This is a genomic window from Pseudomonas sp. AC083 (genome assembly GCF_979253165.1).
The window spans coordinates 69,069-84,960 of the sequence record NZ_CEEDDH010000017.1 but is presented as its reverse complement, the minus strand read 5'-3'; the positions used below and the strand labels follow the sequence as shown (position 1 = coordinate 84,960).

The 15,892-nt window shown below is 60.5% G+C and carries 15 protein-coding genes; 10 read left to right on the top strand and 5 right to left on the bottom strand.

All coding sequences use genetic code 11. The features are described 5' to 3' along the window. Nucleotides 1-15: 15 nt before the first annotated feature. The 9 genes from AC0IXA_RS21750 to AC0IXA_RS21710 all read left to right on the top strand — a co-directional run bounded on the left by AC0IXA_RS21750 (nucleotide 16) and on the right by AC0IXA_RS21710 (nucleotide 10,237). On the top strand, nucleotides 16-1,698 hold the full coding sequence (locus AC0IXA_RS21750; RefSeq protein WP_016772878.1) for a flavin monoamine oxidase family protein: 1,683 nt from the start codon (nucleotides 16-18) through the stop codon (nucleotides 1,696-1,698). Nucleotides 1,699-1,710: 12 nt separating this feature from the next. After that, a complete protein-coding gene (locus AC0IXA_RS21745) occupies nucleotides 1,711-2,505 on the top strand; it encodes a carbon-nitrogen hydrolase family protein (RefSeq protein WP_471814492.1) in 795 nt (264 codons plus the stop codon). Nucleotides 2,506-2,543: 38 nt separating this feature from the next. Further along, nucleotides 2,544-4,955 (top strand): pyrroloquinoline quinone biosynthesis protein PqqF, encoded by a 2,412-nt coding sequence (gene pqqF / locus AC0IXA_RS21740; RefSeq protein ID WP_471814491.1) that lies wholly within the window; start codon nucleotides 2,544-2,546, stop codon nucleotides 4,953-4,955. Nucleotides 4,956-5,111: 156 nt separating this feature from the next. Continuing rightward, entirely contained in the window at nucleotides 5,112-5,186 is a 75-nt protein-coding gene (gene pqqA / locus AC0IXA_RS21735) for a pyrroloquinoline quinone precursor peptide PqqA (RefSeq protein ID WP_003444522.1), read from the top strand. Nucleotides 5,187-5,267: 81 nt separating this feature from the next. Next, a complete protein-coding gene (gene pqqB, locus AC0IXA_RS21730; protein ID WP_065616547.1) occupies nucleotides 5,268-6,179 on the top strand; it encodes a pyrroloquinoline quinone biosynthesis protein PqqB in 912 nt (303 codons plus the stop codon). 136 nt (nucleotides 6,180-6,315) lie between these two features. Further along, a complete protein-coding gene (pqqC, locus tag AC0IXA_RS21725; RefSeq protein WP_003228879.1) occupies nucleotides 6,316-7,068 on the top strand; it encodes a pyrroloquinoline-quinone synthase PqqC in 753 nt (250 codons plus the stop codon). Next, nucleotides 7,065-7,340, top strand: a complete 276-nt coding sequence (pqqD, locus tag AC0IXA_RS21720; protein ID WP_341638050.1) for a pyrroloquinoline quinone biosynthesis peptide chaperone PqqD — start codon at nucleotides 7,065-7,067, stop codon at nucleotides 7,338-7,340. Before pqqC ends, pqqD begins: the two co-directional genes overlap by 4 nt. Next, the gene (pqqE, locus tag AC0IXA_RS21715) at nucleotides 7,312-8,472 is read left to right on the top strand and encodes a pyrroloquinoline quinone biosynthesis protein PqqE (RefSeq protein ID WP_341638051.1); all 1,161 of its coding nucleotides are present in this window, start codon (nucleotides 7,312-7,314) and stop codon (nucleotides 8,470-8,472) included. Before pqqD ends, pqqE begins: the two co-directional genes overlap by 29 nt. Continuing rightward, nucleotides 8,438-10,237, top strand: a complete 1,800-nt coding sequence (locus AC0IXA_RS21710) for an alpha/beta hydrolase family protein (protein ID WP_471814490.1) — start codon at nucleotides 8,438-8,440, stop codon at nucleotides 10,235-10,237. Before pqqE ends, AC0IXA_RS21710 begins: the two co-directional genes overlap by 35 nt. A gap of 142 nt (nucleotides 10,238-10,379) precedes the next feature. On the opposite strand, the gene AC0IXA_RS21705 is transcribed toward AC0IXA_RS21710, so the two are convergent. The 4 genes from AC0IXA_RS21705 to AC0IXA_RS21690 form a co-directional block, all read right to left on the bottom strand. Then, nucleotides 10,380-10,538 carry a YqaE/Pmp3 family membrane protein gene (locus tag AC0IXA_RS21705; protein ID WP_003228885.1) on the bottom strand — a complete coding sequence of 53 codons (159 nt, stop codon included), beginning with the start codon at nucleotides 10,536-10,538 and terminating at the stop codon, nucleotides 10,380-10,382. 95 nt (nucleotides 10,539-10,633) lie between these two features. After that, nucleotides 10,634-10,954: a helix-turn-helix domain-containing protein gene (locus AC0IXA_RS21700; RefSeq protein ID WP_039757682.1), complete on the bottom strand. Its 321-nt coding sequence runs from the start codon at nucleotides 10,952-10,954 to the stop codon at nucleotides 10,634-10,636. Then, the gene (locus AC0IXA_RS21695) at nucleotides 10,947-11,303 is read right to left on the bottom strand and encodes a type II toxin-antitoxin system RelE/ParE family toxin (protein ID WP_039757680.1); all 357 of its coding nucleotides are present in this window, start codon (nucleotides 11,301-11,303) and stop codon (nucleotides 10,947-10,949) included. The genes AC0IXA_RS21700 and AC0IXA_RS21695 overlap by 8 nt, the downstream gene beginning before the upstream one ends. A gap of 250 nt (nucleotides 11,304-11,553) precedes the next feature. Then, on the bottom strand, nucleotides 11,554-12,780 hold the full coding sequence (locus AC0IXA_RS21690; protein WP_471814489.1) for an aspartate aminotransferase family protein: 1,227 nt from the start codon (nucleotides 12,778-12,780) through the stop codon (nucleotides 11,554-11,556). 169 nt (nucleotides 12,781-12,949) lie between these two features. Here AC0IXA_RS21690 and AC0IXA_RS21685 point away from each other — a divergent pair, with 169 nt between their 5' ends. Continuing rightward, entirely contained in the window at nucleotides 12,950-13,864 is a 915-nt protein-coding gene (locus AC0IXA_RS21685) for a LysR family transcriptional regulator (protein WP_130902409.1), read from the top strand. A gap of 227 nt (nucleotides 13,865-14,091) precedes the next feature. Here the strand turns inward: AC0IXA_RS21685 and AC0IXA_RS21680 are convergent, their stop codons facing one another. Next, on the bottom strand, nucleotides 14,092-15,870 hold the full coding sequence (locus AC0IXA_RS21680; protein WP_016772869.1) for an acyl-CoA dehydrogenase C-terminal domain-containing protein: 1,779 nt from the start codon (nucleotides 15,868-15,870) through the stop codon (nucleotides 14,092-14,094). Nucleotides 15,871-15,892: the final 22 nt, after the last annotated feature.

The following is a 15,892-nucleotide window of genomic DNA, read 5'->3' as shown; positions in this document are numbered from 1 at the left end:
CCAATAAGGTCAGCCATGAACAAGAACAATCGCCATCCTGCAGACGGAAAAAAACCAGTCACCATTTTCGGTCCGGACTTTCCGTTCGCGTTTGACGATTGGATCGAGCATCCCGCCGGGTTGGGGAGCATTCCTGAGCAGCACCATGGCGCTGAGGTGGCGATTGTCGGGGCGGGCATCGCCGGTCTGGTGGCTGCGTATGAACTGATGAAACTCGGTTTGAAGCCGGTGGTGTACGAGGCGTCGAAACTCGGTGGTCGTCTGCGCTCGCAGGCCTTCAACGGCACCGATGCTATCGTCGCCGAGCTCGGTGGCATGCGCTTTCCGGTGTCCTCCACAGCGTTCTATCACTACGTCGACAAGCTCGGCCTCGAAACCAAGCCTTTTCCCAACCCGTTGACCGGCGCTTCTGGTAGCACCGTGATCGATCTGGAAGGCGAAACCTATTACGCCGAAAGCCTGAAGGATCTTCCTGCATTGTTTCAGGAAGTGGCTGACGCCTGGGCGGATGCGCTGGAAGCCGGTTCGCAGTTCTCTGATATTCAGCAAGCCATTCGCGATCGCGATGTGCCGCGCCTGAAAGAGCTGTGGAACAAGCTGGTGCCGCTGTGGGACGACCGGACCTTTTACGACTTCGTCGCCACCTCGAAAGCCTTCGCCAAATTGTCGTTCCAGCACCGCGAAGTGTTCGGGCAGGTCGGTTTCGGCACCGGCGGCTGGGATTCAGACTTTCCCAATTCGATGCTGGAAATCTTCCGCGTGGTAATGACCAATTGCGACGATCACCAGCACCTGGTGGTCGGTGGCGTCGAGCAGGTGCCGCAGGGCATCTGGCGCCACGTGCCGGAGCGCTGCGTGCACTGGCCGGCGGGCACCAGCCTGAAATCCCTGCACCGTGGCGCACCGCGTTCCGGTGTGAAGAAGATTGCCCACGCACCGCAAGGCCGTTTCGCCGTAACCGACAACAACGGTGACACCCGCGAATACGCCGCCGTCCTGACAACCTGCCAGAGCTGGCTGCTGACCACTCAGATCGAATGCGACGAAACCCTGTTCTCGCAGAAGATGTGGATGGCCCTCGACCGCACTCGCTACATGCAGTCGTCGAAAACCTTCGTGATGGTCGACCGGCCATTCTGGAAGGACAAGGATCCGGAGACCGGCCGCGACGTGATGAGCATGACCCTCACCGATCGCCTGACCCGTGGCACCTATCTGTTCGACAACGGCGACGACAAGCCGGGAGTGATCTGCCTGTCTTACTCGTGGATGAGCGACGCGCTGAAAATGCTCCCGCATCCGGTAGAAAAACGCGTTGAACTGGCATTGAACGCGCTGAAAAAGATCTACCCGAAAGTCGACATCGCCGCACGGATCATCGGCGATCCGATCACCGTGTCGTGGGAAGCCGATCCGTACTTCCTCGGTGCCTTCAAGGGCGCCCTGCCCGGCCATTACCGCTACAACCAGCGCATGTATGCGCACTTCATGCAGGACGACATGCCGGCCGAGCAGCGCGGGATTTTCATCGCTGGCGATGACGTGTCGTGGACCCCGGCGTGGGTCGAAGGCGCGGTGCAGACTTCCCTCAACGCGGTGTGGGGCATCATGAAGCATTTCGGCGGTTCGACACATAAAGAGAACCCGGGCCCGGGTGATGTGTTCAAAGACATCGGCCCTATCGCCCTGCCCGAGTAAGAGGATTCCCCGATGCGCGTAGCCGTTTACCAATGTCCACCGCTGCCACTGGACCCCGCCGCCAACCTGCAGCGCCTGCATCAGGTAGCGATGGAGGCCAAGGGCGCCGACCTGCTGGTGCTGCCGGAGATGTTCATGACCGGCTACAACATCGGCGCCGAAGCGGTGAGCACGCTGGCCGAGGTCTACAACGGTGAATGGGCGCAGCAGATCGCCCGGATTGCCAAGGCTGCGGGTCTGGCGATCGTTTACGGTTATCCGGAGCGCACCGCCGACGGTCAGATCTACAACGCCGTGCAACTGATCGACGCCCATGGCGAGCGCCTGTGCAATTACCGCAAGTCACACCTGTTCGGCGACCTCGACCGGTCGATGTTCAGCCCCGGTGACTCCGACTTGCCGGTGGTTGAATTGAACGGCTGGAAGCTCGGCTTCCTGATCTGCTATGACCTGGAGTTTCCGGAAAACGCGCGGCGCCTGGCCTTGGCCGGCGCCGAGCTGATCGTGGTGCCGACGGCCAACATGATTCCGTTCGATTTCGTTGCCGATGTCACCGTGCGTGCCCGCGCCTTCGAAAACCAGTGCTACGTGGCTTACGCCAATTACTGCGGGCATGAAGGCGATATTCAGTACTGTGGGCAAAGCAGCATTGCCGCGCCGGACGGCAGCCGTATCGCCCTGGCAGGTTTGGACGAGGCGTTGATCGTCGGTGAACTGGAGCGCCAATTGATGAACGACTCACGTCAGGCCAATCGCTATCTCAGCGATCGCCGCCCGGAGCTTTACGGCGCGCTCAACCGCCGCTAATCCGCTAGCATGGGCACTTCACTGTTCTGGAAGTGCCCATGCCTGCGCCGACTCATCCCCGCCCCCACTCTGAAACCCTGGCCAACGGCCTGCGCGTGACCCTGCGCCACGTGCCCGGTCTCAAGCGCAGCGCTGCGGCGTTGCGCGTGGCGGCCGGCAGTCATGACGTGCCGCTGGCATGGCCGGGGCTGGCGCATTTTCTCGAGCACTTGCTGTTTCTCGGCACAGAGCGTTTTCCCACAGACGAAGGGCTGATGGCCTACGTGCAACGTCACGGCGGGCAGGTGAATGCCAGCACCCGCGAGCGCACCACAGACTTTTTCTTCGAGTTGCCTGTGTCGTCCTTCAGCGCGGGGCTCGAGCGTCTGTCAGACATGCTCGCCCGGCCACGGATGAATCTGGACGATCAACTGCGTGAACGGGAAGTGCTGCAGGCGGAGTTTGTCGCCTGGTCGCAGGATCAGACAGCGCAACAGCAGTTTGCCTTGTATGAAGGTTTGCCAGCGGAGCATCCGTTGCGTGGGTTTCATGCGGGCAATCGGGACAGCTTGCAGGTCGAATCGCCTGGGTTTCAGTCGGCGCTGCAAGACTTCCATCAGCGGTTTTATCGAACCGGGCAAATGACCCTCAGTCTGGTCGGGCCGCAAAGTATCGATGAGCTTCGGGAGCTGGCGCAGCAATTCGCAGCGGTGTTGCCGGTTGGGGAAAAAGTTGCCCAGGCCGCACCGCCACCGTTGGCAGTGAAGAGTTATCAACAGGTTGGCGCTCACGCGAACCTGTTATTTGCTTTCGACGCGTTGCCCGAGTCATCCGCCGAGGCGATGGCTTTTCTCTGTCATTGGTTGAATAGCGCAAAACCTGGTGGATTGCTCGCATACCTGCATCAACAGAATCTGGCTGACGGCCTGAAAGCCACGCCGCTTTACCAGTTCGCCGGGCAAGCGCTGCTGCATCTTCAATTCCATGCCGACGGCGACCGCGTGGATACCATTCGCGAACGCCTGCTGGATTGGATGAGCTTCTTCGCCCGTCAGGACTGGACGCCGTTGCGCGAGGAATACGCCGCCCTGCTTCAGCGCCAGCAGCAAGTCAGCGGCGCGTTGCAAGTGGCACGGCTCGATCTCGAGCAGCAGGCATTCGGCCTGTCCGAATCCGGCGCTGCCGCACTTGAGCACATCCTTCGCGAAATCGGCGTTGTGGATAACTTCGGCGATCATTGGCATCTGCCCGCCGCCAATCCTTTTTTGCGCGTCAGTGAACCGCTGGCCAACGCCGGGCTGATTCGCGGCCAGACCAGCGCCCACCGTGGCCTGCGCACCTTCGCCCAGGATCGCTCGCGCAGCCGTCGCGAACGGTCGCCTATGCAGTTCAGCCAGACGCTGCCGGACAACAGCGATGAAGGCGCGATTTACCTGCGCTGGCAGGTCGAGGCGGCGGCCAGCGCCGATCTGCGCGCAAGATTGCAGCGCAGTCTGCGCCAGACACGGCAGGATGCGTCCGAAGCCGGAGTGGACTTGTCTTTCAGCGCCACAGGTAACCAATGCCTGCTGAAAATGACCGGACTTCAGGAACCGATGCCCAGCGTCCTCGAGCATGCGCTGAAATGTCTGACGATGATCGACGCCGATTCGCCGCGCGACGAGGTGCAGATACCGTCGATGCCGATCCGCCAACTGCTCGAAGCGTTGCCAGAGAAATCCCTGCCCACGATTGAAACCAGCGATGACGCCAATCAGCTGTGGACAACTTCGCGCTGGGACGGCCTCGCTCTAGGGCTAAATCAACAGACCCAATCAGCCTTGGGCCTGGCGCTGAGCCGCATTCCCGGCACACCGGACACTCAGCTACCGGTCATGCCAACCACACAAGGCCAGTATCAATGGAGCCAGATCAACACAGCCTCCAGCGAACACGCCTTGCTGCTGGTCTGCCCGACTGCCAGCCGCGACATCGCTGATGAAGCTGCATGGCGCCTTCTGGCTCAGGTGTGCCAGACGCCTTTTTACCAGCGCCTGCGCGTCGAATTGCAATTGGGGTACGCCGTGTTCAGCGCTCTGCGTCAGTTGCACGGCATGACCGCGATTGTCTTTGGCGTGCAATCGCCGACGAACCCGGCGGGCAAGTTGCTCGAATACATGCAGGAGTTCTTCAACGGCATTGCCGCGTTGATCGAAACGCTCGATGACGCAAGCCTCAAGCAGCAGCGCCAAAGCCTCGCCGGTCAGTTCGACGACGCCACGCTTTCCGCCAAGGATGCTGCCGAGCTGCTGTGGCAGGGCAAACTCGCTGGCCATTCGTCCGATTATCGTGAGCAGTTGGTCGCGGCGATCCAGCAGCTGAATCGCCAGGCTTTACTCGATGCTGCACAGCGTCTGATCAACGCCGAGGGCGGCTGGCATTGCCTGGCCAATGAATCGATGCCGGACGCGCCGTGGCAAGCGATAAACTGATCATTACCAAGGCTGCAAGGAGCTTTCTCAAAGATTCACGGGTCACGCCGTTGAAATTTTGAGTAACATAGCCGCCTAACTAATTGGAACATCACCGCGCTGCCGTGGACTATAACTATGGATAGCGCTATCCCAACCCTCAGAAGGAGACATCTCATGGCCTGGACCAAACCTGCTTACACCGACCTGCGTATCGGCTTCGAAGTCACCATGTACTTCGCCAGCCGCTGAGTTCTGCCTACGCAGAATCGCAGTGCAACGCCTCGGCTCGCCGAGGCGTTTTATTTTCCGCGTTGAAATGATGGAGCGTTCATGTTCGTCCAGATTCTGGGTTCGGCCGCCGGTGGCGGTTTTCCGCAGTGGAACTGCAACTGCGTCAACTGCGCAGGTTTTCGCGACGGCAGCCTGAACGCCAAGGCCCGTACCCAATCGTCCATCGCCATTTCCGATGACGGCGTGAACTGGGTGTTGTGCAATGCCTCGCCGGACATCCGCGCGCAACTGCAAAGCTTCGCCCCGATGCAACCAGGCCGCGCCCTGCGCGACACCGGCATCAGCGCGATCATCCTGATGGACAGCCAGATCGACCACACCACCGGCCTGCTCAGCCTGCGCGAAGGCTGCCCGCATCAGGTCTGGTGCACGGACATGGTTCACGAAGACCTGAGCACCGGTTTTCCCCTGTTCAAGATGCTCACTCACTGGAACGGCGGGCTGGACTGGAACCGTATCGAGCTCGACCAGAGCTTCACCGTAGCGGCCTGCCCGAACCTGCGTTTCACACCGTTGCCGTTGCGCAGCGCCGCGCCGCCGTATTCGCCGCACCGTTTCGATCCGCATCCGGGCGACAACATCGGTTTGATCGTTGAAGACCTCAACACCGGCGGCAAGCTGTTCTACGCGCCAGGGCTGGGCAAGGTCGATGCGCCGCTGCTGGAAATCATGGCGGGCAGCGATTGCCTGCTGGTCGACGGCACGCTGTGGGATGACGATGAAATGCAGCGCCGTGGCGTCGGCACCCGCACCGGTCGCGAGATGGGCCACCTGGCGCAGAACGGCCCCGGCGGCATGCTCGAAGTGCTGGAGCAGTTGCCCGAGCAGCGCAAGGTACTTATCCACATCAACAACACCAACCCGATCCTCGACGAGGATTCGCCGGAGCGTGCCGAGCTGGCGCGGCGTAATGTTGAAGTGGCGTTTGATGGCATGAGTATTGTGTTGTAGCGACCGGCCTCTTCGCGAGCAAGCTCGCTCCCACATTGGATCTGTGCCGTACACAAAACCTGTGGGAGCGAGCTTGCTCGCGAAGGCGTCCGAATAGACACCCAGGATTTCAACGGTTGTTCCCCGGAGAACCGCAATGACCGACACCCCGCTGTCCCCCACCGAATTCGAAGCGGCCCTGCGCGCCAAAGGCGCCTATTACCACATCTACCACCCTTACCACGTGGCAATGTACGAAGGCCGCGCCACCCGTGAGCAGATTCAGGGCTGGGTCGCCAACCGCTTCTATTATCAGGTGAACATTCCCCTGAAAGACGCGGCGATCCTTGCCAATTGCCCGGATCGGGAAATCCGCCGCGAGTGGATTCAGCGCCTGCTCGACCACGACGGCGCGCCCGGTGAAGATGGCGGCATCGAAGCCTGGCTGCGTTTGGGCCAGGCTGTTGGCCTCGACCCGGACCAATTGCGTTCTCAGGAGCTGGTGCTGCCCGGCGTGCGTTTCGCCGTCGATGCCTACGTCAACTTCGCCCGTCGCGCCAGTTGGCAGGAAGCCGCCAGCAGCTCGCTGACCGAGTTGTTCGCGCCGCAGATCCACCAGTCGCGCCTCGACAGCTGGCCGCAGCATTACCCGTGGATCGACCCGGCCGGCTACGAATATTTCCGCACCCGCCTCGGTCAGGCGCGGCGTGACGTCGAGCATGGGCTGGCGATCACGCTTGAGCATTACAAGACCCGCGAAGGCCAGGAGCGCATGCTGGAAATTCTCCAGTTCAAACTGGACATTCTTTGGAGCATGCTCGATGCCATGAGCATGGCCTATGAACTGAACCGTCCGCCGTATCACAGCGTGACCGAACAACGGGTCTGGCATAAAGGAATTACCCTATGAATTTCGACCGCAGCAAAGTGCCGAGCTGGCGCCCGGGCTATCGCTTCCAGTACGAACCGGCGCAAAAAGGCCATGTGTTGCTGTACCCGGAAGGCATGATCAAGCTCAACGAAACGGCCGCGCTGATTGGCGGCCTGATTGACGGTGAGCGCGATGTCGCGGCAATCATTGCCGAACTCGACAAGCAGTTCCCCGGCGTGCCCGAGCTCGGTGACGACGTCGACCAATTCATGGAGGTTGCCCGTGAGCAACACTGGCTCACCCTTGGCTGATCTGCCGGCCAAACCGCAAGTCGGCCTGCCGCTGTGGCTGCTCGCCGAGCTGACCTACCGCTGCCCGCTGCAATGCCCGTACTGCTCCAATCCGCTGGATTTCGCCGAGCAGGGCAAAGAGCTGACCACCGAGCAATGGATCAAGGTGTTTCGCGAAGCGCGGGAGATGGGCGCGGCGCAATTGGGATTTTCCGGCGGCGAACCGCTGGTGCGTCAGGACTTGGCCGAACTGATCCGTGAAGCGCGGCAGTTGGGTTTCTACACCAACCTGATCACCTCCGGCATTGGCCTGACCGAGCAGAAAATCAGCGACTTCAAAAAGGCCGGGCTTGATCACATCCAGATCAGTTTTCAGGCCAGCGACGAGCAAGTGAACAACCTGCTCGCGGGCTCGAAAAAGGCCTTTGCGCAGAAGCTGGAAATGGCTCGTGCGGTGAAGGCCCACGGCTACCCGATGGTGCTGAACTTTGTCACCCATCGGCACAACATCGACAAGATCGACCGCATTATCGAACTGTGCATTGCGCTGGAGGCTGACTTCGTCGAACTCGCCACTTGCCAGTTCTACGGCTGGGCGCAGCTCAACCGTGTCGGTCTGTTGCCGACCAGGGAACAACTGGTGCGCGCCGAACGCATCACCAACGAATACCGGGCCAGACTGGAAGCCGAAGGGCATCCATGCAAGCTGATTTTCGTTACCCCGGACTACTACGAAGAACGCCCGAAAGCCTGCATGAACGGCTGGGGCAGCATCTTCCTGACCGTCACCCCGGACGGCACCGCCCTGCCCTGCCATGGTGCCCGCCAGATGCCGGTGCAGTTTCCCAACGTGCGCGATCACAGCATGCAACACATCTGGTACGACTCGTTCGGCTTCAACCGTTTTCGCGGTTACGACTGGATGCCCGAGCCGTGCCGCTCTTGCGACGAGAAAGAAAAAGACTTCGGCGGCTGCCGCTGCCAGGCGTTCATGCTCACCGGCGACGCCAGTAATGCCGACCCGGTGTGCAGCAAGTCCGAACATCATGGCGTGATCCTCAAGGCCCGCGAAGAAGCCGGGACCGCCACTCAAACCATCGAACAATTGGCCTTTCGCAATGAACGAAACTCACGCCTCATCGCCAAGGGCTGAGCCTTTCAGCGCCGCCCAAACCGTCGCCGCCGGAACCGACTTCGCCGAACTGCAGCTCGGCGCCCATGGCGTGTTCTGGAATGAATACCGCCCCGAGGATGCCGCGTGCCGAATCTGGCATTGGCGCGATGGCGCAGCGAAACGTCTGACGCCGGACGGTTTCAGCGTGCGTAGCCGCGTGTACGAATATGGCGGTGGTGCGTTTTGTCTGACGCCTGACGGGGTGGTTTTCGTCAATGAAGCGGATCAGCAGCTGTATCGGCAGGCGCTGGATGGCGAGCCGGTCGCGCTAACGTCGACTGACTGCCGCTACGGCGATCTGCAATTCGCCGCTGGCCGAGTATTGGCGGTTGAGGAGCAGCAGGATCGGCATCGACTGTTGGCGATTGATCTGGCGAGCGGTACGCGACAGGTGCTGGCCGAAGGTGCTGATTTCTACGCGTCGCCAACGCTGAGCCCCGACGGCCAGCGGTTGGCATGGATCGAGTGGAGCCGACCGCATCAGCCGTGGACCTCGACGCGGTTGATGGTCGCGGAAGGTGATTTTTCTGCGCCTCGCTGTGTTGCCGGTGCGCAGATGGAAGAGTCGATCCAACAGCCGCGCTTCGACGCGGACGGCCGGCTCTACTGCCTGACTGATCGTGGCGGCTACTGGCAGCCGTGGGGCGAAACGTCTGATGGCTTGCACGCGCTACCGAGTGCCGAGACCGATCACGCGCCCGCGCCCTGGCAACTGGGCGGCTGCACTTGGCTGCCTGTCGGTGATCAATTCTTAGCCAGCTGGAGCGAGGATGGTTTCGGTCGCCTGGCCCTTGGAAATGAAGATTTCAGCGGTGACTACAGCCGCTTCCGCCACTTGGCGATGGATCAACAATTCATCTATTGCATCGCTGCATCGCCGACCAGCCCGTCGGCAGTGATCGCCATTGATCGTGTCTCTCATGCTGTGAAAATCCTCGCTGGCGGCGTGGCTCCATTGCCTGCCGAACGCATCAGCCGTCCGCAGACCTTGCGTTATCCGAGCGGCTCCGGCGAGGCGCACGGCTTCTTCTACCCGGCCATGAGCGGTGACGCAAAACCGCCGCTGGTGGTGTTTATCCACGGCGGCCCGACGTCGGCGTGCTATCCGATCCTCGATCCGCGCATCCAGTACTGGACGCAGCGCGGCTTTGCCGTCGCCGACCTCAACTATCGCGGCAGCAGTGGCTATGGTCGCGAATATCGTCAAGCGCTGCATTTGCGCTGGGGCGAGGTGGATGTCGAGGATGCCTGCGCGGTGGTCAGCTATCTCGCTGATCAAGGCTTGATCGATGGCGAACGCGCGTTCATTCGCGGTGGCAGTGCAGGTGGTTACACCACATTGTGCGCACTGGCGTTCAGGCAGGTTTTCCGCGCAGGCGCCAGCCTCTATGGCGTCAGCGATCCGGTCGCGCTGGCACGGGCCACGCACAAGTTCGAGGGCGATTATCTGGACTGGCTGATCGGCGATCCCGAGCGAGATGCTGAACGCTATGCCGCACGCACGCCATTACTGCACGCAGACAACATTCGCGTGCCGGTGATTTTCTTCCAGGGTGAACTGGACGCGGTGGTCGTGCCGCAACAGACCCGCGACATGGTCGCGGCGCTGGAGCACAACGGCATCCCGGTCGAAGCGCATTACTACCCTGACGAACGCCACGGCTTTCGTCGCGCGGCTAACCAGGCGCATGCGCTGGAGCGGGAGTGGACGTTTTATCGGCGAGTGATGGGACTGCCTGACTGAGCCCTCACTTTGAGACTGCGTCGCTCCAATCGCGGGCAAGCCCGCTCCCACAGGTTATTTGGTGTACACAAAAATTGTGATCACTCATGACACTGTGGGAGCGGGCTTGCCCGCGATAGCTATTGATCAGACGCCACTGAACTCAACGCTTGGCGATGATATACACCGCATGCACGATCCCCGGAATGTAGCCGCACAACGTCAGCAGAATGTTCAGCCAGAACGCCCCGCCAAACCCGACCTGCAGAAACACGCCCAGTGGCGGCAACAGAATAGCGATGATGATACGAATGAAATCCATGGGGCAGCTCCTGAATGGGGGTTGGCTCACTTGAGCCATACAAGCTAATCGACCTGCGCCGTTCGTCAGGGTTCAGTGCAATAGCTGCGTTAGGCTCAAGCGAGAATTTTCAACCCATGTTTTTGTACGATGCTCAGTAGTTTGAGCGCCATACCGCTGGGATGTTTGTCACCCGATTCCCATTGCTTGACCGTGGATGCACTGGTGTTGAGATAGCGTGCAAACACCGGCTGGCTGACCTTGTTACGCTCGCGTAGCGCCTTGATCTCCTCAGCCGGGATCGCTAAGGGAACCGATGCCAGACAGGAGTCATCGAATTCTCGCATCGTTGCTTTGTTGATTGCTCCGACAGCAAGCAACGCCCCGGCTGATTCGTGTATCGATTCAAAGACTTCACTTTTGAATTTCTTACTCATGACATATCTCCACAAACTCCTTCATCGCCAACAAGTCGCTGATCTGCTCTTCCGTCAGTTGCGCATAAACCTTTGCCAATTTACGTAAATCCTTCAATTCTGTTGGCGTGATATTGCTTTGATCCTGCTTGGCGAAAAGCACTTGGTAGATCCAGTAATGTCCACCTTTTGCCAAAACAATCGAACGGTGGCGGTTCGCCTTCAAGCGCTTCTTCCACACGCCTCCGCCAAGATCGTCCGCCTGTCCCTGAAGCATCTGGTGAAACGCCTCCTGCAACTCTTCATCTGTGATCCACGCCCTGCTGGCCTGGAGGGCGAAGCGTTTGGTCTTGAACAACCTCAATGGCATAGGTATCCCTTCCAAAAACATACCACCCAGTGGTACAGATCGCAAAACGGCTTTTTCGGTGATACCGATCAGGCCGTGGCCGCATCCCTTGCTGGCATTCTCTAAAAGACCATCCGCGGTACGATCCCTCAAGCTCTAAATCCCGTCTGTAAAACCCGGCCACAAAAAAACGCCCCACGCCAAAAGAATCAGGCGTGGGGCGTGCGTTATACCGCGAGACGGTTCGGGTAATCGGTTGGAGCTGCTCAGCTCAGACGGCAATGCCCTTGCGGCATTGCACTTGGGCGGCGCGCACTCGCGAGAAGGCGCGGCCCAGGCGCAGGAGCATTTCGTCGATGTTGGCTTTGCTGACAGTGAGGGCCGGGGTGAAGCGCAGGCAGTCAGGCTGCGCGGCGTTCAATATCAGGCCTTCGTGAAGTGCGGCGTGAACGACGGCGTCGGCGCATTCGTCGGACAGCGTCAACCCGTAAAACAGGCCTTGGCCGCGCAACTCGCCGTGACCGTAGCGGTGCGCCAGTCGCGCCAGGCGTTCGCGCAGGTGCTGGCCGTTGTCGTTGACCTGCTGAAAGAAGCTGCGGTCATGGATGCTGTCGAGCACTACCAGACCGGCCGCCGTGATCAAGGCGTTGCCGTGATGGGTGCCGCTCAGCTCGCCAGTGGCGAAGCAGCAGGCCTTGCCTCGCGCCAGCAAGGCCGCTAACGGCAAGCCGCCGCCAAGGCCTTTGCCGAGCACGACGATATCGGCGCGAATGCCGTAGGACTGTTCGGCGAGCAAGCTGCCGCAGCGGCCCATACCCGTCTGCACTTCGTCGAGAATCAGCAGAATGCCCAGGTCACGACACAGTCGCTCGACGCCTTTGAGGTAGTGCTCGGTCGCCGGAATGACTCCGGCATCGCTCTGGATCGGCTCCAGCATGATCGCCACGGTCTGCGCATCAACCGCCGCATGCAGCGCCGGCAGGTCGTTGAATGGCACTCGATCGACCGTCGCCAGACTGCGGCCATGGCAACCCTGCTGCGCCACGATGATCCGCGAAGCGCCACCGCGATGCAGTTGGCCCCATTTGCGCGCCAGTTTGATCGCCGCCTCACAAGCCTCGCTGCCACTGTTGAGCAGGTACGCCTGATCGCTGGACGTGCTGGCGCACAGACGTTCGGCGAGGCTGAGCATGCCGCGATTATGCAGATTGCAGCCGGGATTGATCAGTGCCTGGGCCTGATTGGCGATGGCTTTGACCAGCGCCGTGGGGCTGTGGCCAAGGCTGTTGGCGCCGCCGGCCTGGGAAAAGTCGAGGTAGGCGCGATCGTTGCTGTCCCACAGCCATGAACCCTGGCCGCGAACGAACACTTGATGCGGCTGCTCGACACTGGGCATCAGGCGTTGGGCATTGAGCTGGTCGGTCATAGCGGATGGCCCCGCCTCGAAGGTGAGGTCATCCAGACTCGGCGTCTGGCGCCGCAAATTGAACAGATTCATGCGGAAAAACCTCGCCTGAGGTTTTCTGAACTGCCTATGTAATCACGAACGAAGCAAATGGAATTCGTCACGCTTTCTGGCCCTGCAAGCCTTGTGAATGCGGTTAGACTAGGCGCGCAAACGGCTTCAGGCCATTTCGATTTCCCAGCCATTTCGATAAGCGCGCCTTATGGATTTCAAACAACTGCGTTATTTCGTCGCGGTCTACGAAGAAGGCCATGTCGGCCGTGCGGCTGAGCGCTTGTCGATCTCGCAACCGGCGCTGTCGCAACAGATCCGTCAGCTGGAGCAGAATCTCGACGTCACCCTGTTCGAACGCAGCAGTAAACGCCTGCTGCCGACCCTCGCTGCGCACACGCTGTACAACCACGCGTTGCCGCTGCTCGATGGCTTGCAGCGGGCGCGCGAGGCATTGGGTAACTTCAAGGGGCAGGCATTGCGCACCCTGGCGATCGGTGTGCTGCAAACGGTGCACACCAGCCTTGTGCCGCAAATGCTCGAGCGTGTGCGCAAGGCGCAGCCGCATCTGGTGGTGCAGATCTATGAACTTACGGGGCTGGAAATCGAGCGGCGTCTGCTCAATGGTTCGCTGGACATCGGCATCAGCTATCTGCCGCCGCGCCAACCCGGTCTGCACGGGGTGTTGCTGTATGAAGACGAACTGACGCTGGTGATCCCTGCAGACCATCCATTGCGCGAGTTCAAGAAAGTCTCGATGCGCCAGGCTGCTGAACTGCCAATGCTGCTGCTCGGCGAAGAGTTCCAGATTCGGCAGATCTGGCAGGCACAACTGACCAGCCTCGGTCGACGCCCGCAGGTGCAGGCCGAGCTGAACAATATGTTGGGGATTCTCGACAGCCTGCCGCACACCCGGCTGGCGACGGTACTGCCGGGACGTTCGCAAAAGGAATACGACGATGCCGATCTGCTGTGGAAACCGCTAAGCGAGCCACGGGTACCGTTGCAAGTCGGCCTGGTGTGCCGAGATGTGCAACGCCAGCAGGCCTCGTTGGCATTGCTGCGGACATTGCTTGAAGAGGTGATCGATCGCGAAGTGAAGCCGCCTCTAGATCCGCTCGCCTGAAACTTTTCTTCAAGCAAAAGAAAACCCCGCCGAAGCGGGGCTTTGCAGACTGTTTCCCTGACATCCATTTCACTCCGCCACCCTGGCAGAATCCTACGTGTCCGTGTTGTTTACTTTGCGCTTCCTGCGCGACGTCCATGAAATGTAGATTAGCCGTGGATCCAATATACGGATATGGGAGAACAGCAGCACGTCACGTAAGCAAATGCTTACATGACGTCTACGGATCAGAACTGCGCCGCATCCAGCAGGAACAGCGACTCGCTACCGGCCTTGACCGACGCGCTCAACGAGTGGATACGCGGCAGCAAACGGGCGAAATAGAAACGTGCGGTGCCCAGCTTGCTCGCATAGAAATCATCTTGCGCTTCCTTGCCCAGCGAGGCTTTGGCCATCAACGCCCACATGTAGGCGTAAGCGGTGTATCCGAACGCTTGCAAATATTCGACCGAGGCCGCGCCGATTTCGTTCGGATTGTTTTTCGCCCGGTCAAGCAGCCACGCGGTCAGCTCGTCGAGGGTGTCGACGGCATCGTTCAACGGCTTGGTGAACTCGCCCAGATCGGCGCTGGCGGTTGCGGTGAAATGGCGAATCTCGTCAGCGAACAGCTGGTAGAACGCGCCGCCACTGCCAACGATCTTGCGCCCGACCAGGTCCAGCGCCTGAATACCGTTGGTGCCTTCGTAGATCTGGGTGATGCGCACGTCACGCACCAGTTGCTCCTGCCCCCACTCGCGGATGTAGCCGTGGCCGCCGAAAATCTGCTGGCCGTGGACGGTGGTTTCCAGACCCAGGTCGGTCAGGAAGGCTTTCGCTACCGGCGTCAGCAACGCCACCAGATCTTCCGCGCGCTTGCGGGTGGTCGCGTCTTCGCTGAACTTGGCGGTGTCCAGTTGCATCGCCACATACGTGGAGAACGCACGGCCGCCTTCGTTCGAGGCTTTCATGGTCAGCAGCATGCGTCGCACGTCCGGGTGGACGATGATCGGGTCAGCAACTTTGTCCTTGTTCTGCGCGCCGGTCGGCGAACGGCTCTGCAGACGATCGCGCGCATATTCAACAGCGTTCTGATAAGAGCGCTCGCCGGTGGCCAGGCCTTGAATACCAACACCCAGGCGCTCGTAGTTCATCATGGTGAACATCGCGGCCAGGCCTTTGTTCGGCTCGCCGACCAGATAGCCGACGGCTTCGTCGAAGTTCATCACGCAGGTCGCCGAAGCCTGGATACCCATCTTGTGCTCGATCGAACCGCAGTTGGCCGGGTTGCGCGCGCCGAGGCTGCCGTCGGCATTGACCATGAACTTTGGCACCAGGAACAGCGAAATGCCTTTCGGACCGGCCGGGGCGTCCGGCAGCTTGGCCAGTACCAGATGAATGATGTTTTCGGTGAGGTCGTGCTCGCCGCCGGTGATGAAGATCTTGGTGCCGCTGACCTTGTAGGAACCGTCGGCCTGAGGTTCGGCTTTGGTGCGAATGATCCCCAGATCGGTGCCGGCGTGCGGCTCGGTCAGGCACATGGAGCCGGCCCAGATGCCGGCGTACATGTTCGGCAGGTACGCAGCTTTCAGTTCTTCACTGGCGTGAGCGTTGATCGACAGGCAGGCGCCGGCGGTCAGCATCGGATACAGACCGAACGCCAGGCTGGCGGAGTTGACCATTTCTTCGACCTGCGCCGACACGGCTTTGGGCATGCCCATGCCGCCGTAGGCCGGATCGCCGCCAACACCGACCCAACCGCCTTCAGCATAAGTCTGATAGGCCTGTGGGAAACCGGCCGGGGTGGTGACGGCACCGTCCGCCCAATGGCAACCTTCCTCGTCAGCGGCACGGCTCAGTGGCGCGATGCTTTTGCTGGTGACCTTGCCGGCCTCTTCGAGAATCGCTTCAACGGTTTCGGCATCGACGGTCTCGGCCAGCGCCGGCAGCTCGGCCCAGAGTTTGGCGACTTCGAACACTTCATTGAGGACGAAGCGCATATCGCGCAGCGGCGCTTTGTAGTCAGCCATGGCAAACCTCGCAAGATCTAAA